Origin of the sequence: Micrococcus sp. KRD026 (assembly GCF_017168445.1) — a bacterium.
Taxonomy (GTDB): Bacteria; Actinomycetota; Actinomycetes; order Actinomycetales; family Micrococcaceae; genus Micrococcus; species Micrococcus luteus.
The window spans coordinates 84326-100882 of the sequence record NZ_JABFBA010000005.1; the positions used below are offsets into that span (position 1 = coordinate 84326).

Annotated in this window: 15 protein-coding genes and 1 pseudogene; 2 read left to right on the forward strand and 14 right to left on the reverse strand. The window is 69.9% G+C overall.

Annotation, left to right across the window (positions count from 1 at the left end; genetic code table 11):
• Positions 1-211: pseudogene (locus J1M40_RS01785) on the reverse strand (IS256 family transposase); the annotation flags it as partial.
• A gap of 142 nt (positions 212-353) precedes the next feature.
• Here J1M40_RS01785 and rfbA point away from each other — a divergent pair.
• Complete coding sequence (rfbA, locus tag J1M40_RS01790; protein ID WP_070708700.1) at positions 354-1226, forward strand: glucose-1-phosphate thymidylyltransferase RfbA; 873 nt, start codon at positions 354-356, stop codon at positions 1224-1226.
• Between the two features lie 26 nt (positions 1227-1252).
• Here the strand turns inward: rfbA and J1M40_RS01795 are convergent, their stop codons facing one another.
• The 3 genes from J1M40_RS01795 to J1M40_RS01805 all read right to left on the reverse strand — a co-directional run bounded on the left by J1M40_RS01795 (position 1253) and on the right by J1M40_RS01805 (position 3791).
• Positions 1253-1897, reverse strand: coding sequence for a hypothetical protein (locus J1M40_RS01795; RefSeq protein ID WP_185194668.1), 645 nt, complete (start codon positions 1895-1897; stop codon positions 1253-1255).
• Between the two features lie 254 nt (positions 1898-2151).
• Positions 2152-2910, reverse strand: a complete 759-nt coding sequence (locus tag J1M40_RS01800; RefSeq protein WP_070708701.1) for a glycosyltransferase family 2 protein — start codon at positions 2908-2910, stop codon at positions 2152-2154.
• Positions 2907-3791, reverse strand: coding sequence for a glycosyltransferase family 2 protein (locus J1M40_RS01805; protein ID WP_168167984.1), 885 nt, complete (start codon positions 3789-3791; stop codon positions 2907-2909). Before J1M40_RS01805 ends, J1M40_RS01800 begins: the two co-directional genes overlap by 4 nt.
• A gap of 196 nt (positions 3792-3987) precedes the next feature.
• On the opposite strand from J1M40_RS01805, the gene J1M40_RS01810 reads away from it, so the two are divergent.
• Entirely contained in the window at positions 3988-4833 is an 846-nt protein-coding gene (locus J1M40_RS01810) for a glycosyltransferase family 2 protein (protein WP_141762489.1), read from the forward strand.
• A gap of 36 nt (positions 4834-4869) precedes the next feature.
• Here the strand turns inward: J1M40_RS01810 and J1M40_RS01815 are convergent, their stop codons facing one another.
• The 10 genes from J1M40_RS01815 to J1M40_RS01860 are packed head-to-tail and all read right to left on the reverse strand — an operon-like array spanning position 4870 to position 16405.
• On the reverse strand, positions 4870-5982 hold the full coding sequence (locus J1M40_RS01815) for a glycosyltransferase (protein WP_240756407.1): 1113 nt from the start codon (positions 5980-5982) through the stop codon (positions 4870-4872).
• A gap of 10 nt (positions 5983-5992) precedes the next feature.
• Positions 5993-6955 (reverse strand): glycosyltransferase family 2 protein, encoded by a 963-nt coding sequence (locus J1M40_RS01820; protein WP_136940085.1) that lies wholly within the window; start codon positions 6953-6955, stop codon positions 5993-5995.
• Positions 6956-6971: 16 nt separating this feature from the next.
• Complete coding sequence (locus J1M40_RS01825; RefSeq protein WP_206450404.1) at positions 6972-8009, reverse strand: glycosyltransferase family 4 protein; 1038 nt, start codon at positions 8007-8009, stop codon at positions 6972-6974.
• Positions 8006-9151: an acyltransferase gene (locus J1M40_RS01830; RefSeq protein ID WP_052007159.1), complete on the reverse strand. Its 1146-nt coding sequence runs from the start codon at positions 9149-9151 to the stop codon at positions 8006-8008. The genes J1M40_RS01825 and J1M40_RS01830 overlap by 4 nt, the downstream gene beginning before the upstream one ends.
• Positions 9148-10287, reverse strand: a complete 1140-nt coding sequence (locus J1M40_RS01835) for a glycosyltransferase (protein WP_342356872.1) — start codon at positions 10285-10287, stop codon at positions 9148-9150. Before J1M40_RS01835 ends, J1M40_RS01830 begins: the two co-directional genes overlap by 4 nt.
• A complete protein-coding gene (locus J1M40_RS01840) occupies positions 10278-12521 on the reverse strand; it encodes an N-acetylneuraminate synthase family protein (RefSeq protein ID WP_206450405.1) in 2244 nt (747 codons plus the stop codon). Before J1M40_RS01840 ends, J1M40_RS01835 begins: the two co-directional genes overlap by 10 nt.
• Positions 12518-13309 (reverse strand): acylneuraminate cytidylyltransferase family protein, encoded by a 792-nt coding sequence (locus J1M40_RS01845; protein WP_161787928.1) that lies wholly within the window; start codon positions 13307-13309, stop codon positions 12518-12520. The genes J1M40_RS01840 and J1M40_RS01845 overlap by 4 nt, the downstream gene beginning before the upstream one ends.
• Positions 13306-14427 (reverse strand): RNA-binding protein, encoded by a 1122-nt coding sequence (locus tag J1M40_RS01850; protein WP_144820035.1) that lies wholly within the window; start codon positions 14425-14427, stop codon positions 13306-13308. The genes J1M40_RS01845 and J1M40_RS01850 overlap by 4 nt, the downstream gene beginning before the upstream one ends.
• Positions 14424-15485, reverse strand: a complete 1062-nt coding sequence (locus J1M40_RS01855) for a glycosyltransferase (protein ID WP_144820036.1) — start codon at positions 15483-15485, stop codon at positions 14424-14426. The genes J1M40_RS01850 and J1M40_RS01855 overlap by 4 nt, the downstream gene beginning before the upstream one ends.
• Positions 15482-16405 carry a glycosyltransferase family 2 protein gene (locus J1M40_RS01860; RefSeq protein ID WP_206450406.1) on the reverse strand — a complete coding sequence of 308 codons (924 nt, stop codon included), beginning with the start codon at positions 16403-16405 and terminating at the stop codon, positions 15482-15484. The genes J1M40_RS01855 and J1M40_RS01860 overlap by 4 nt, the downstream gene beginning before the upstream one ends.
• Positions 16406-16557 lie beyond the last annotated feature (152 nt).

The window sequence follows — 16557 nt, forward strand, 5'->3', positions numbered from 1 at the left end:
CCTTCTCGTAGCCCAGATGGCTGGTCAGCTCGGCCTGCAGGCCCCGCTCGAGCGCGGCCTTGACCAGCGCGGGCACGAACCCGCCGTCACCGGTGAGCTCGACGCCGCCCGCGTCGATCTGCGCGAACAGGGAATCAAGCTGCCCTGAGGCTTTCAGCTGCTCGACCAGGTCCTGGCCCGAGGGCTCGCCTGGGTTCTTCTCGTCGATCATGGTCATGATTCTTACCGTTCCTCTCGGTACGGCTTACACAGACCATCTGACACGCCCTCCTGCGGGAGAGGCCCACTCGTCTCATCTCAGCCCGGTACCCATGTCAAGAACCTCATGACCCACAACACCTAGACTCGACCCCATGAAGGGCATCATCCTGGCCGGCGGCACCGGCTCCCGGTTGCACCCCATCACGCACGGCATCTCGAAGCAGCTCGTGCCGGTGTATGACAAGCCGATGATCTACTACCCGCTCTCCACGCTGATCTTGGCGGGGATCAGCGACATCCTGGTGATCACCACCCCGCACGACGCGCAGCAGTTCCAGCGGCTCCTGGGCGACGGCTCACAGTTCGGGATCTCGCTGAGCTACGTCCAGCAACCCTCCCCGGACGGCCTCGCACAGGCCTTCCTCCTGGGCGAGAAACACATCGGGGGCGACCACGTGGCGCTCGTCCTGGGGGACAACATCTTCTACGGCCCCGGCATGGGCCAGCAGCTACGCCGACACACCCAGGTCGACGGAGCCACCGTGTTCGGCTACTGGGTGGCGGACCCCAGCGCCTACGGCGTGGTGGAGTTCGACGACGCCGGCAAGGCCATCTCACTTGAGGAAAAGCCTAAAGAGCCCAAGAGCAACTATGCGGTGCCAGGCCTCTACTTCTACGACAACGACGTCGTCGAGATCGCGAAGGGCCTCAAGCCGTCGGCGCGCGGCGAACTCGAGATCACCGATGTGAACCGCGCCTATCTGGAACGCGGCACCCTGAACGTAGAGGTCCTCCCCCGCGGCACCGCATGGCTGGACACTGGCACCTTCCACGACCTGAACGATGCGTCCAACTTCATCCGCACCATCGAGTCCCGTCAGGGCCTCAAGGTCGGCTCCCCCGAGGAGGTCGCCTGGCGGCAGGGCCTTCTCACCGACGACGAGCTGCGCGAGCGCGCAGAGCCGCTCGTGAAGTCAGGGTACGGCGCGTACCTGATCGACTTGCTCCGCTCTGGTCAGCACTGACCTCGCGACGGGCTCGTGGCGGCAACTTACTGGTAGTTCTCGAACTCGAGGAGTAACCGATCATCGACGCGGATGTGGTCGAGGTACTTCAATTGAAGGGGCTGGAAGACCTTCCCTAAAATGTCCGTCCAGGACACCGGGTAGCCGACCACTTCTCCTCGGATACCTCCCGGATATTCCACTGCCTGGGGCTCGAAATAATCCAGGCGTCGTTCGACCTCCGCTAGCCACTCTGCAGTAAGAGGAGTGTGAGACCGCACGAGGAACGCGCTCGTTCCCACCAAGCTTCGGTGATTGAGGGCCAGGTCCAGCCCAAGCCGACCCGGGAGACGTGTCACTGCGGCGGACGACAATTCCTGAAATCCGGTGACCCATGTCGACCGGTCCGGTTGCATGGCTCCTAAGACCGGGGCCCAAGAGTGGAGTGGCGCTTTGAGGTCGCAATATCCGCCACCGTGATGATGCATCAGGTACGCGCGCAGATAATCAGATCGATGCACCAGCGAGAGATGTTCATACGCGGAGTGCAGCGGGTGGCCGTCCACGATCCATCGGTGGATTGTTTGAGGTGTCACCAGCTCCACGGGTAGTCCGATAACGCTGCGAAGCCTTTCGAAGTTGCGTATCCGGTTGGGCGTCATCGGGTTCTCTCCGGCCCAGATCACGAACACGCGGGACGGCAACTCCGAGGGGCCGCCCGGCTCGATCGCAACCCGGTTCAAGAAGGATCGCCGGTAGCGGCTTCGGTCAAAGTCATACGATCGAGTGCGCGGGATAACAGTCGCCATTCGAGCAGCAGCGTCTAAACCTACGAATCGGGCCGCACGAGCGGCCCGGTTACCGCTTTTTGTTAAAAGGTATGCGGTGTGCTTTGCCTTCTTTAACGGTGTCAGTATCACGGATACTACCTCTCCGACTTTCGGCGTTAACGACGCGTGAGCCCAGCTAGGCGATGACGGGCCTCACGCAGAATTTCCACACCGCGCAACCACCGATGCCACCACCGAGTCCCCTCTAAATCCGGCAGGATGCGGTCGGCGACTGCTTGCTCTTCGGTGCGTAGCTGTTGCGCTTCCGGGGACTGCGTAGTGGTCCCCATTTCGGTGGCGAACGGGACACCAACGAGCGCTCCCGGAGGTTTTCCCTGCTGCAGGATCAGCCAGTCATCCCCGCCCCAGATGCGCATCTCCTCCGGAATAGGGTGGTAGTTGTCCCGCCGCATGCACATAAACGTCCCGAAGCCGAAGAGCGTCGTGGACCGGCGGGCCAGTCGCAACCGTGGATGTTTCAAACGGCCCAAGGAAAAACAGGAACGATCCGGGCCCACTACACCAAACCAGCGGAGCCCGCGCGCGGCGAGATCGAAGGCTAGGTCATCGAAGCGCACGTCGTCGTTCACGATAGCCAAGAATTCCCCCCGCGCTTCCCTGGCACCGAGGTTCCATGCTGGGTTGACGTAGATGTTGCGTTCCTGCTGCAGGACGCGGACCTTCGCAGACTCCCACACAAGAGGACGCGGCGAGTTGTTGATAACCAGAACTTCAAACACCAAGGGGTGCGCGGCGCACTGTTTCACGATCGCATCGAGGTCATCGGACCGCTGAAGAGTGGGGATGACTACCGAGAATCGCCCGCTCGGGTTCTCGCTCTGGGACGGGCGATGATCGCTACCTGGGTGGCTCATCGCCGTCCGCCCACCAGGGTGCGGATTCTCGATCCCACGCAACGAGCCCGGGAAACAAGCGCCCTCGCCGGAGCCGTACGCCGGCCCCACACGGCCAGCTCGGCCTTCTGTACCTCGAGCTTCGCCTGTGCCTCGTCGAGGGCTTTGAGAGCAATGGCGAGCATCTTGGCCTCGTGTCCGTGGTTGGCCTCCACCACCGCCGCACGCGTGGCGGCCAGATGCACGATTGAACTCCGAGAATTTTCGCGGATCCTCCAGTGGAAGACGGCCGAGGGAACCCGGCGCGCGAAGCCACCGTCGCGGAGCATGCGGGTCCAGAATTCCCAGTCCTCCTGAGCGGCAGGGTCGCCCGTATAGAACCCCCCGATCTCCTCCCAGCGAGACTTCCGGAACGCTGACGGGGGGAAGATGCCCGACCCCCGCAAGGCATCGACCGCATCTACTTCAGGCGCGGTCGGCTGCTCTCCAGCCACGGCACCAAAAGTGACGCAGAATGGGAATGCCACCACTGTGCCCGTCTGCCCCAAAGTGCGGACCGCCTCAGCGACGTAGTGAGGGTCGATCCGATCGTCAGCGTCCAAGCAGACGATGATGTCCCCCGATGCCGCGGCGATTCCCGTGTTCCTCGCCGACCCGACACCTCCGTTGGGCTGGCGAATTACGCGGACCTCGGCCGGCAGTTGTGCCAGGGCTCGCCTGGTGTCCTCGCGCGTGGATCCATCGTCGACGACTATGACCTCCAGGTTGCCCCATGTCTGAACCACCGCTGAATCCACCGAAGTTCGAAGATGCTCCGGGTCGTCGTTAAAAGTCGGGATGACGATGGTGACTCGGTCCACGCCCTCGGGGGGCGACTCACGAGACGGGGCTGATTCGCTCACGGAGCACTCCTGCCTACGGGATTGGCTGGGTTCCAGCCACTTAGCTTTCGCGAGTGGCATCTGACGGGGCTTTTCTACCGCTGTCATGAGTCTACGTTGTAATTGGCACTGCCCCTCAGATTCACATCTGAATCGACTGCACCTGGATACGCCTCGCACGCGCCACGGGTCGTGTCGAGTCACTAGACTCGTGGTCATGGTGACGTCCCCCTGTGACAGCGGCACGATAGAGCAGCGAGTCGGCATCGTGATTCCAGTCTTTAACACAGGTGGACTGGTGTTGAAGGCGGCCCGTAGCGCGTACGTCGCCCTTGGATCCCGCGGTTCGATCATCGTCGTGGACGATGGCAGCACGAACAGTGCCACACGCACCGCACTGGACGAGCTCCGGCGCGAAGGGTTCACAGTCCACCGCCAGCCGAATGGAGGGGTAAGCGCCGCGAGGAACTCCGGGATTGCGCTCTTGTCAACCCCCTACGTCATCGCCCTGGATAGCGACGACGAGGTTTTGCCGTGGGCACCGCGGAGGATGGCCGATGTTATGGATACGGATGACACCGTCGCCATCGTCACGGGGGCCGCGTATGAAGAATGCGGCGGTGTGGAGACCCTCCAGCCAGCCCCTGAAGAGACTGTCACTCGAGAATCCATGCGTGATTACTCCTTGTTGGCCACGGCATCACTGTTTCGTCGGTCAGCCTGGGAGATGGCCAGAGGGTTCCCGGAGGGGTTGAGCATGGGGGAGGACTGGGTCTTCTGGATGCGCATCCTTCGACTCGGAGGCGTCGTCAAAATCCTGGATGAACCGACCGTGCGACGGCATTTGGGCGACCATCAAGTCACAGCGGGGCGCATCGACGTCCGGCAAAGTACGCGGGCGAAAGCACTAGTCCGATCGGAGAACTCTGACCTCTACACGGGGGAAGAGGTATCTCTCATCGAGCAGTTGAACGCGGCCGAGACGCAGTTGGCGTACTACCGCCATTCCTACCGCCATGTCGACCGCGCGAAGAGGACGTTCAAACGTTGGATCCGTCGGTAGGGCGCCATTCGCGGCTCACCACCAGTAGGGCCGTGTTCAGCAGCCCCCGGCTAAATCACGCATACACCGAGCGAACGCGCCCTCGGAGAACCGTTCGGCGTGCGCCTGCATCGCTGCCCGGTCCCAGTCATGCGCCAGCAGACGTTCCACCCCCTCGGCCACCGCCTCCACCGTCGGCTCCTGCACGAACAAGCCGTTGACGCCTTCCACGATGGTGTCCAGGTAGCCGCCGGCCCGCAGCGCCACGGTGGGCACGCCCCACGCACTCGCCTCGAGCGGCGTGATCCCGAAGTCCTCGTGGCTCGCGGCGATCAGTGCCGTCGCGTGCGCGTACGCCCACCGCAGCTGCGCGTCGGTGAGGTCCTGGCCGAACACCACGTCCTCCCCTGCCATTGCCCGCAGCCGGGCCTCCTCGGGGCCCTTACCAATCACCACGAGCGGCCGTCCAGCACGGGCCGCGGCCTCGATCGCCACGTCCACGTGTTTGTACGGCATGAGCCGCGCGACCGACAGCAGGAAACCGTCCTCCGCCAGCCGTTCGGCGCCCGGGATCGGCTCCTGCGGGCCCTCCGTGCTCACGGAGTGCGGCGGGAACACGAGGTCCACGCCGTCGAGCCCGTAGACGACTTCGATCCGCTCCTTCACCACCGTGGAGTTGGCTACATAGCGTGATCGACGCCGAACGGCCGCGCGGTCCCACCTGCGCAGACCCGGGCGCAGCACGCGGGCGATCCGGCCCTTGATGCTGTCCCGGCCGCCCTCGCCCAGGTAGTCGTCCAGCAGGTACACCCAGCGCGCGGGGGTGTGGCAGTAGACGAGCGTGGCGCCGTCGTAGCGGAATCCGTGCGCCCAGCCGGACGTCGAGACGACGGCGATCGGCTCCTTCACGTGCATCAGTGAGGAGGCCAGGGGCAGCAGCGGCAGTGCCCGCCGCGGGTCCTTTCGCAGCAGCCCCACCCGGTTGAGGGGTGAGGTGATGATGTGCGCGTCCTTGAATTCTGGGAACGTGCCTTCGGCGTCGTAGAACGTCGTGTAGATGGGCGCGTCCGGCCACAGCCGATGCAGGGCGAGCACCACCCGTTCCGCCCCGCCCTTCTGGGTGAGGTAGTCGTGGGCGATGGCGATCCGGCCGCGTGTCATGTCGATCATGGTGCTCCCCTCAGAACTGTCGGCGGGCACGTCCCGGCCGGGTGCGTCCGGTCTCCGCGGCGGCTTCGACCTGCAAGGCGATCAGTTTTCGTGCGACCGGGGCTGGCAACACGACAGCGGCACGCTCGACGACGGCGGAGCCGTACTGGATCGTGCGCTCCGTGCTCAGAGCAGCCACCGCCCGCACGGCGGCGCCCCACGGCCCGCCCGGGGCGCGGTCCCCGCCGAGTGCGTCCGCCCCGTGCTTGGCGATGAAGATCTGCCGGGCGGACCCGGAATGCAGAGCCCGGCGCGCCTTGGTGTAGGTGGTGACCGCCGCCGCGTGGTGACGGGTCTCCAGCTCCGGCCGGATCTCCACCGGATACCCGGCGACGTGAAGGCGGTAGCCGAAGTCCACGTCCTCCCAGCCATAGCGGCGGTAGTCGGGGTCGTAACCGCCGATCTGCTCGTGCAGGGCACGGGGGACGGACACGTTGCCCGCCCAGTGCCGCCACTGCTGATCCGCCGGCAGCGCATACGCGTGCTCGCGGTGCAGGACGTCCTGGGCATCACCGTAGACGCGCTGATAGGCGGAGTCCGGGAGGACGTTGGCCGTCAATCCGATCACGCCGCGCGGCCCGCCCGAGTGCGCGGCCACGTGGTCCCGGATGTAGTAGGGTCCGGGCTCGAGATCGTCGTCCGCGCGGATGAGGATGCGTCCGGACGTCGCGTCGGCGCCGCCGTTGAGCGCGGCGACCCGTCCGCGGTTCTCGCCGAAAACGGTCCAGCTCAGGTCCAGCCCCGGATGCTCTGCGGCCAACTGCGCGAGCACCGCTTTCGACCCGTCCACATCCCCGTCCACGACCACGTGGACCTCGAACGGCGGGGCGTCCTCCTGCGCGGCGAGGGCGCCGATCAGGCGCGGCAGCCGCTGGGCGCCGCCCCGGCTGGGGACGATCACGCTGGCCTCGGGGGTCAGGGGCGTCTCGGTCATGAGTCCTCCGCGGGGGTCATAGGGACAGGTCATCCAGGAGCTCGGCGACGGCGGCGCGGCCGGCCTCGGGTGAGAACAGCGACTCCCAGCGGTGCCGCTGGGAGTGGGTTACCGCGCCCAGATCGACCGCGCGCACGGCCCGCAGGCAGCCCGCAAGCGCGGCAGCGTCCCGCTGCGGAACAACGAAGGGGTGCGCGCTGCCGACCACCTCGGGTAGTGCGCCGGCCTCCGACACCGCCACGGGTACCCCAGAGGCCATTGCCTCCGCCGCCACCAAGCCGAAGGACTCCGCCACATGCGACGGCACGGCCAGCACGTCCACGGAGGCCAGGAACTCGCCGGTGTCCTGCCAGCCGAGCACCTGGACGTCCTCACCGGCTGCCTTCAGGGCGGTGGCGAGCCGGTCGGCCTCATCCTCCGCCACGAATCGACTCTCCCCCGCGATGCGGAACACGAAAGCACCCGGGTCGGTCCTCCGCAGCAGCGCGGCGGCCTCCAGCAGGGTGACGATGCCCTTGTCCTCGGACAGTCGGCCAAGGAAGCCCACGGTCACCGGCTCACCGGGATCGCGGGCCCGCACTGCCTGCGGCGCCGTCGGGGCCGGAACCCAGTTGTGGAGCACGCGGGCCCCGCGGATGCGGTCCGCCGCGAATCGGGACGGCACGAGGACCGCGAGCGCGCCGGGACGTGCCAGGGCGGAGAACACGCGCAGAAGCGGCTTCTCGGGCACCTGATGCAGGTGCACGATCCGGCGCGGCCGGCCGGCCAGCGCCGTGGCCGGCAGCAGCCCGTTGCACCACGCGATGTCGTCCTCGCCACGACCACGGTCCCAGGCCCGGAGGGCGCGCAGGTACCCCAGGCGTCCGGGCCCACCCAGTCGGACCACGTCGAAGCCGTCCGCGGCCAGGCGATCGGCGGTCTCGGCCGGGTGTGCCGGGGCCACGACGCCCACGTCCCGCCCGATCTCGCGCAGGGCCGTGGCGAGGTGGTGCAGCATCACCTCGCCGCCGCCCACCTCACCCTGGTTCGCCAGGATCCAGATGCGTCCGTTCATCGGGCCGGCTCCAGGGATCGGGGATGTCCGGTCCGCGCTTCCACGACGGAGCGGACGCGGGTCAGCCCCCGCTTGGCCGCGCGGCCGAGGTGCTCCTCGCCGTACTTCTGCAGGGCCCAGGCGAGCACGGAGACCACGGCCAAGGCCACGAGCATGGCCATGTTCCGGCCTACGTACGGCCATAGAGCATGGATGACCAGATAACCGGGAATGACGTGGATGATGTACAAGGAGTAGCTGATCCGGCCGTAGAACTGGAAGGGCGGCGTTGTGAGGAGCCACGTCCTTCGTCGGAGGGCCACAGCAGTGAACAGGGTCGCTGCTGCCAGCACCCAGAGCCCAAGGGTCATGTCGCGCAAGACGAAGGGGCTCACGACAGCCGATAGATAGGCTGCGGCCACCGCTCGTCGGTGGCGACCCGTCTCCCGTGCCAGGAACACCACCATGCCCAGGACGAACATGGGCGCATACTCGGCAACAGTGATGTTGTTGACGAGTTTGACCCACGTGGGGTCCCCCGCTGGGCGTGGCGCCGCGGCCTGTGACGTCACAGCCACCACCGTCCAGGACAACACAGACCAACCCAGGCATGCCCACAGGACCAGACGGTCCGACAGGCGACACCGGCTGAGGATGAGGAGGGTCAAGACAAGTGCGTAGAACTGCATCTCGACCGCCAGGGTCCAGTAGACGTCGACCACATCGTCGACCAGCAACCATCGTTGGACCATCGTGAGGTTGACGATGATCTGCCCCGGACTCAGCGAGTACCCCGGCACCTGAACGAGGGCGAGGATCACCACGGCGAATGCAAGCGAGAGCCAGTACGGCGGGTACAGCCGGGCGGCTCGGGAGATGACGAAATCGCTGGGACGCGAGGCCCGGCGCGCGGTCATGAGGATCACGAAACCGCTGATCATGAAGAACAGCTGGACCCCCGTGCCACCCCAGACGAAGTCATGAAAAGCGGGGGGATCGTCGCGGTAGTGGAAATTGTGCGTACCGCCGAAGTGCGAGAACACCACGGCCAGCGCCGCGATCCCCCGAAGACCGTCCAGCTCCCGGAACCGAGGTCCCGGCACTCGCTTCTCGGCCGGGGCCACCGAGGCCGCCCCCGGCTCGTTCGGGCTCGCCGCGGTCATCGGTGCCCGCCCTTCCCCACCCGGCGCCCGAGCACCTCGAGGGTCGCCTCGGCGACCGCCCGGGCCATGGTCTCCACGTCACCCACGCGCACCTCGCCCGGGCCTTCGGCGGCGGCACGCACGACGGCGTCGGCGATGGCCGCCGGCGTGGTCTCGTGGACCAGGCGCTCGGGCGGCAGGATCTCCCCGTTGCCGCCCACGTCCGTGGCGACGGCGGGCAGGCCCGCGGCCGCGGCGTCGAGCAGGGTGTAGCTGAGGTTCTCCCACGCGGAGAGCTGCACCAGCACGTCGTGCTCGGCCATGCTCCCCCACGGCTCCACGAAGCCGGGCAGGTCGACGGCGTGCGCCACACCGAGCGCCTCGGCCTGGGCGCGCAGCGCCCCCTCCAGGGGACCCGCGCCGGCCAGCGTCAACCGCGTCCCGGGGTCGCGCTCCAGCAGGGCGGGCAGCGCCGCCACCAGCTGGTCGAGGTTCTTCTCGGGCGCCAGCCGGGAGAGGGAGAGGATCCGCAGCCCCTCCCCCGGTGCGCGCCGCTGCCCCGCGGCCGCGGCGCGCACCGGGGGCACGTCCACCCCGTTGCGCACCACGGTGAGGGGCGCCCCCGCACCCCACTTACGCCGGAGCACGTCCGCGGTGGACTGCGCCACCGCGATCACGAGGTCCGTGCCGCGCAGCCGGGCGCGGTGCGCGGCGTTCTTCACCCGGGCCGCGGCGGCCCGGTTGTACAACCCGTCGTCCGGGGCGATCCCGTGCTCGGTGCTGAGCAGCGCCGGTGCACCGGGCCGCCGCACGGCCCGCTCCGCGCCCAGCGCCGTGAAGGCCGCGAGGTCGGCGTAGGCCAGGTGCGTGTGGACCGCGGCCGGGCGCAGGGTGCGCACCGCCGTCCGGAGCGTCCGCACCGAGGCGGCCAGGCCGGCGTCGGGCCCGACGTCCCCGGTGAACACCGCCGCGCCCTGCCCGCGCAGGCGCTCGGCGAGCGGGCCCTCGGGGCAGAGCACCGCCAGACGCAGGCCGGGCAGGCCCACGCGCGCGACGTCGAGGACGTGCCGGGCCACGCCGCCGAGGTCGGCGACGGGCACCACCCAGAGCGTCAGCGGGGCCGGAGTGGTCCTCGCGGCCTCGGGGATCACAGCCACTGCTCCAGGCGGTCCAGGGCCGTCCAGAAGCCCTCGCCGTTGTTGATGTGGCCCTGCCAGATCTCCGGGATGAAGCTCACCCCGGGGGCCAGGCGGTCCAGCTGCTCGCACAGCACGGGCCAGTCCACGTCGCCCTCGCCGATCTGCGGTCCCTCCCCGTCCACACCGGTGGCGTCCACGAGGTGCAGGTGGATGGTGTGCGGGGCCAGCTTCTCCACCATCTCCGAGAAGGGGATCCCCAGGAACGTGGCCGAGAGCTTGGAGTGGGAGATGTCCAGGCACAGCGGCACCCCCGTGGCCTCCACGAACGCCACGGTGTCGTCCGGGTCCATGAAGAGGTTGTGGTACTGCTGACCGCCCATCAGCCACGGGAACGGCGGCAGCGTCTGCGCGGCGATCCGGATGCCGGAGGTGTCCAGGCGCTGCACGGCCTCGGCGATGCGCTCGTACTTGGGCAGCCGCTCCTCCGGGCGGATGTGCCGGTCCAGGGTGAACCCGCCCATGGTGATGACCATGATGGGCTCATCCTCGTTCGGGAACCAGCGCTTCAGGTCCCGGGTGATGTCGATCGTGCGCTGCACCTCGGCGATCGAGCGCTCCCACACGGCGTCGTCGTCGCTGGCCAGGTCCACGAGGAAGTCGCCGGAGAAGATGTCCGGCAGGTGGGTGGTGAAGCCCATCGGCATGGGCTCGGTGAACACCGAGTCGATGTCGATCTCGAGGTCCTTGTAGGAGAAGTGGAACTCCAGGAAGTCCGGGGTGCAGTCCTTCGTCAGCGCCTCGACGTCGTGGTAGCGCACCGGCAGGCCCCAGGGGCGCCGGAACTGGAACTGGCGCCCGGTGGGCACCGAGTCCGTGAGGTCGCCGGCGAAGAAGAAGTCACCCTCGGCCATCTCGCGGTGCAGCGTGCGGCCGACCAGACGCGGCAGCTCGTTGGGCTGCAGGCCGCGGCCCGGGGACTTCACGATCACGTCATCGGCGGTGATCGTGACGCCGACCCGCAGCGGACGGGCCGCCACCAGGGACTTGGCCAGGTTGATGCGGTTCATCGCCTCGCCCGTGGAGACCACGCGCTCGGTCCCGACGCCGATCGACTCCTCGATGTCCCGGGTCTGCCGGACCATCTGCGCGAACTCCTCCGGCAGGAGGGAGACCTTGTGGTCGTTGCCCTCGAGCCCCCGGTCCACGGTGAAGTGCTTCTCGATGATCGCGGCACCCCGGGCCACCGCGGCCAGCGCCACGTGGAAGCCGCGCTCGTGGCCCGAGTAGCCCACCGGCGTCTGCGCGATCTCCGCGAGCCGGTCCAGGTAGGCCAGATTCACGTCCTTGTAGGGGGCGGGGTACGTCGACTGGGCGTGCAGCATCGCGAAGGGGACGCCGAAGGAGCGCACCAGGGCCACCGACTCGCGGATCTCCTCCTCCCGGGACATGCCGGTGGAGAGCACCATCGGCAGGCCGGAGGCGGCCGCGTCCCGCAGCAGACCGTGGTTCGTCAGATCCGCCGAGGCGATCTTCACGCCGTCCACCGGGTACTCCCGCAGCACCCGCATGGACGGGGCGTCCCACGGGGTGCACATCAGGGCGACGCCGGTGTCCCGGACGTGGTCGAACACCCGCACCATGTCCTCGGCGGAGAGCGAGAACTTGGCCAGCTCGTCCAGGGTGCGCTGGGCCCCCAGGTCCTCGCCGGCGGTGGCCGCACCGGACTGCCGGTACAGGGCGTCCATGTCCCGCAGCTGGAACTTCACGGCGTCCGCGCCCGCCTCGACGGCCAGGTCCACGAGACGGCGGGCCAGGTCCACGTCGCCCTGGTGGTTGTTGCCGATCTCCGCGATCAGGAACGCCGGGTGGCCCTCCCCGATCCGGTGCCCGCCGATCCGCAGCTCCGCCTCCCGGTTGATCGCCAGGGCCGTCAGGCGGCCGCGCTCGTCCAGCAGCGGCAGGTGCAGCGCCCCGGTGGGCAGGGCTTCGCGCATCTCGGCCGGGGAGGCGCCCAGGGGCGCCGTCGCCGGGTCGCGATGGGCGACGTCGGCCGCGGCCACGTCCAGCGACGCCTCCGGATGCTCCACGAGCCAGCGGCGCACGTCCCCGTCCGTCAGGGAGCCGACGAGGAAGCCGTGGGAGTCCACGACGAACACGGTGCGCTCGCGGTTGTCGGTCATCTTGTGCAGGGCGACCAGGAGCGAGTCCTCGGGGAAGACGAGGTAGGGGGTGAGCCTGCGTTCGATGATCACTGCGCGCCTCCGGGGGTGCGGTTCGGGCCGGTGGTGGGGGTCTCAGCGGTGTGCGGGGCACCGAGGCCGGGGCGGTGCTGGAGCACCTTCTGGACCGCCAGGTACTGGTCCATCTGCTGCTCGGCGAGGGCGAAGTCCAGCTCGGTGTCGATGTCCACGCCCTCGAGGTCGTCGAGCTCCAGCAGGCCGATCCGGCCGCCGAGCCGGTTGTGCAGCCGGTCGTAGACCCAGGGGCGCGTCACGTAGAGGGACCCGTTCTCGCGGAACCGCAGGTCGGCGCGCGACATGTCCTGCCGGCGCTTGCGCGCCGTGACGTCGAAGTCCGGGATCGGCTCCCCCTCGGGGTCCTCGGCGTGGCGCCACAGGAACGGGGACACCGGGACGACGCCGACCAGCGAGTCCACCCCCGTCTGTCGGAACTGCCGCACGGCGCGGTCCAGGGTGCCGGGCAGGCGCAGCGGGCTGGTGGCCTGGAGCAGCATCACGCCCTCGGGTTCGACGCCGGCCGCGCGCTCGGCCGCGAGCACGTGCTCGATCACGGGCTCGGTGGGGGTCGAGTCCTGGGCCAGGTGGGCCGGACGCAGGCCCGGCACGTCCGCGCCGTAGCGGAGGGCGACCTCGGCGATCTCGGCCGAGTCCGTGGAGACCACCACGTGCAGGTCCTCCTCCGCCTCGAGGGCGGCCTGGATGGTCCAGGCCACGAGCGGGTGGCCGCCGAGGAGGCGGATGTTCTTGCCGGGCAGCCCCCGGGACCCGCCGCGCACGGGGATGACGCACAGGATGCTCACGCGGACTCCTTCCAGACGTGCTCGGCGATCGCGGCCGCGGGGTCCGCGGTCGGCGAGGCCAGGGGCGGGGTGGGCTCCGGGGTGCGGCCGGGCCGCCACCGGGTCATGCCGTAGCGCCGCCAGAACCCCTCGAGCCAGGCGGGCGGGTCCGGGTGGACGGCCCACGCGGGTCTGCCGGCCTGCGCGGCCTCGAGGATCCCGGTGGAGAAGACGGCGGCCACGGGCCCGCGCGTGGCGACGAGGGGCGCCCCGGCGTCGTCGATCCGCACACCGGCTCTGCGCCAGGCCGCGTGCTGGCCGCGGGAGAGACGGTCCCGCTCGGCCGGGTGGGGGCGGTAGGCGGCGCCGGTGGCCCGCACGTACTGTTCGGCGGCCGCGGCGAAGTCCCGGCGGGGCAGCTCGGCGCCGTGCAGCTGGCCGAGGAACACCCCGGGGCCGTCGTCCCCGGCGCCCGAGAGCGCGGGCGCGGTCCGGCGGGCCTGCTCCAGCAGCGCCGATCCCACCGGGACGGCCTCCACATCGGCGCGGCCCTGGGTCCACCAGTCCGCGTCCGCGCTCGTGAAGGCGTACAGGGTGGCGTCCTGCGGGACGGGCGGCGTGGACACGGCCAGCAGCCCGTGCTGGACGACGCCGATCTGCGCCCCCCGCTGCCGGGCCCAGCGCACGGCGGCGCGACCCGAGGGCAGGTACTCCCCCGCCACCAGGACGCGGCGGAGCCCGGACAGGCGATCCCTCACGACGTCGGCGGTGGCGGCGTGCTCCCGGTGGCCTGCGGCCCCGGGCAGGGCGGGTGCGTCACCGGCGGGCAGCACCCAGCCGACCCCGGCGGCGGCCTCCGGCCGCACCGTGGCCAGGGCGGCCACGGGCGAGGCCAGCGCGGCCAGCTGCGTGGGGCCGAAGGACTCCAGGGCGACGAGGGTGTGCACGTCCCCCGCCGGCAGGAGCAGGCGCGGGACGTCGTCGCCGGTGAACCGGCGGCGTGTCAGGGCGCCGGCCACGCCGCGCACGGTCGAGCGCGCGGTGTCCGCGGCCCGCCGGGTCAGTGGCCACTGGGCGCGCTGCCACGCGTGCCAGCGCGGCAGGTCCTCGGAGCGCCAGAAGAGGGGCGCGTCGGTCATGCCCACCACCCCTGGGCCATGGCCGCCCGGTGCGCGAACGTGTGCTCCGCGTGCGACCGGCGGCGGCCGGCCTCCCGGATGCGCGCTCCCCAGGCGGGATCCGCGACGACCCGGCGGCCCAGCTCGATGAGGTGGTCCGCGTCCTCGAAGACGAGCACCTCCTCGTCCGGGACGTAGAACTCGGCCACGTCGGCCCGATCGACGAGCTGGAGACCGCCCATGCCGGGCACCTCGAAGGTCCGCATCGCGTGGCCGGCCTGCAGGCCGTGGATGTTGATGGCGCCCGCGGCGGCCGCCTGCACGGCGTACGCCTCCTCGAGGGGGATGTCCCGTTCGGCCGGCAGGTCCGGCCGGGTCAGCTCCCACGTGCGCAGGCGGTCCACCGGGTGGTGGCTCCACTGACGCCCGTAGGCGCGCACCGGCACCCCGGCCGCGGCCAGGCGCGAGAGCAGCTCCACGCGGTTCGGGTAGCGCGAGCCCACGAAGACCAGCTCGTCGCGCCGCGGCACCTGGGGCAGCGCCATGGCCGGGTCGAAACCGTTGGGCATGTAGTGGGCGTCCACGCCCCCGCCGGCCAGCAGCTCGGCCTCGGAGCGGGCGTAGCTGAGCACCGGCCCGACGGAGCGCAGGAACTCCATCGAGTAGTCGTGCCGCGCGAGGTCGTCGTACAGCCAGAGCATGCGGGGCAGGCCCGCTTCGAGGATCTCGGACCAGAAGGCCTCGCCCAGCGAGTCCCCCTTGATGACGAGCACACGGTCCGGCCGGGCCTCCCGCAGCGCGGCCACGGCCCGCCCGGTGTCCCAGACGACCCGCGCGGCCGTGCGGTCCACGCCCGCCTTCTGCGGCAGCTCGAGCAGCCCCTTGTTCCGCAGCTTCATGCCGAGCGTGGCGTAGGCGTCGTAGCAGTGCACCGTGACGTCGAAGCCCTGGGCCGCCCACGCCGCCGCGATGGAGCGGTGGTAGCCGTGGAACGCCGGCGAGACGAGGAACAGCCGTTCCGGTGAGCGGCCGCCCCGCGCGTCGGGCGGCGCGGGCACGGTGTAGCCGGTGGCGCTCATCGGCGCTGCCCCTTCCAGACCAGCGCGTGCTCGTCCCGGAGCACGGCGCGGGCGTCCACGTCCACACCCCGGGCCTGCCGGAGCGCGTTCACGGCGAAGTTCGCCCCCGTCGCCGCGGTGAGCGCGGCCTTGAGGACCCGGGGGTGACCGAACTTCCGGGCGTAGCGGTACCGGGAGTCCACCAGCCAGCCGCGCCGGCGCAGCGGGTCCGAGGAGCCGTGCAGCCCGTGCGGCACACGGACGGCCGGGACCACGATCGACGGCACGCCGCGCTCGCGCAGGCGGCGCTGCAGGTCGACCTCCTCGGAATTCATGAAGTACTCCTCGTCGAACCCGCCGACGGCGCGGACCTGCGCCATCGGCAGGAGCAGCACGGCGCCCATCACCCAGTCGACCGCCACGGGCGAGGCGGACCGGGCCGCCGCGACGTCGTGCCCCACGGCCTCGTGAAGCACGTCCAGGTGACGGAAGCGGGCCAGCGGCGTCAGCCACTCGACGGTCTGGTGCAGGACCGTCGGGAAGTGCCGCCCGGACCACTGCGGCGTGCCGTCCTCGTTGACGACCTGCGGGCTGACCACGGCCGGCTGATACGGGGCGGCTGCCACCACCAGCGCGTCGATCTGCGCCCCCGTGATCTCGGCGTCCGAGTTGAGGACCAGGGCCAGCTCGGTGGTGACCGCGGCCAGGCCGGTGTTCACGTTCGCCCCGAAGCCGCCGTTGCGCTCGCGGCGCACCACGGTCAGACGCGGATCGTGCGCCTCGGGGTACCGGGTGGGCGAGGCGTCGTCCGAGACCACGACGGCGACCAGCGCGTCTCCGGGATCGGTCAGCAGGCGGTCGACGAGGGCGAGGGTGGGGGCCGGATCGCCGTAGTGCGGGATCACCACGGTCACCGCCGCCGTGGGCGACTGGGCTGCCATGCGGGCTCCTCCCTCAGCTCGGATGGACGGCGCACTCAGCGCCCGAGAACCTGTGTCGAGTATAGGGAGGCTCTGGCGAAGACCCGTGCCAGCCAGTGGGGCGGCGCCATGGCCGCCCGCACGGCTCTCAGTACACTGACCGGACAGCCACG

Bases quoted from the DNA above. Each gene is read 5' to 3' on its own strand.
- rfbA (WP_070708700.1), top strand. From the start codon at position 354: ATGAAGGGCATCATCCTGGCCGGCGGCACCGGCTCCCGGTTGCACCCC.
- J1M40_RS01800 (WP_070708701.1), bottom strand. From the start codon at position 2,910: ATGAGCCACCCAGGTAGCGATCATCGCCCGTCCCAGAGCGAGAACCCG.
- J1M40_RS01810 (WP_141762489.1), top strand. From the start codon at position 3,988: ATGGTGACGTCCCCCTGTGACAGCGGCACGATAGAGCAGCGAGTCGGC.
- J1M40_RS01815 (WP_240756407.1), bottom strand. From the start codon at position 5,982: ATGATCGACATGACACGCGGCCGGATCGCCATCGCCCACGACTACCTC.
- J1M40_RS01820 (WP_136940085.1), bottom strand. From the start codon at position 6,955: ATGACCGAGACGCCCCTGACCCCCGAGGCCAGCGTGATCGTCCCCAGC.
- J1M40_RS01825 (WP_206450404.1), bottom strand. From the start codon at position 8,009: ATGAACGGACGCATCTGGATCCTGGCGAACCAGGGTGAGGTGGGCGGC.
- J1M40_RS01830 (WP_052007159.1), bottom strand. From the start codon at position 9,151: ATGACCGCGGCGAGCCCGAACGAGCCGGGGGCGGCCTCGGTGGCCCCG.
- J1M40_RS01850 (WP_144820035.1), bottom strand. From the start codon at position 14,427: ATGACCGACGCGCCCCTCTTCTGGCGCTCCGAGGACCTGCCGCGCTGG.
- J1M40_RS01855 (WP_144820036.1), bottom strand. From the start codon at position 15,485: ATGAGCGCCACCGGCTACACCGTGCCCGCGCCGCCCGACGCGCGGGGC.
- J1M40_RS01860 (WP_206450406.1), bottom strand. From the start codon at position 16,405: ATGGCAGCCCAGTCGCCCACGGCGGCGGTGACCGTGGTGATCCCGCAC.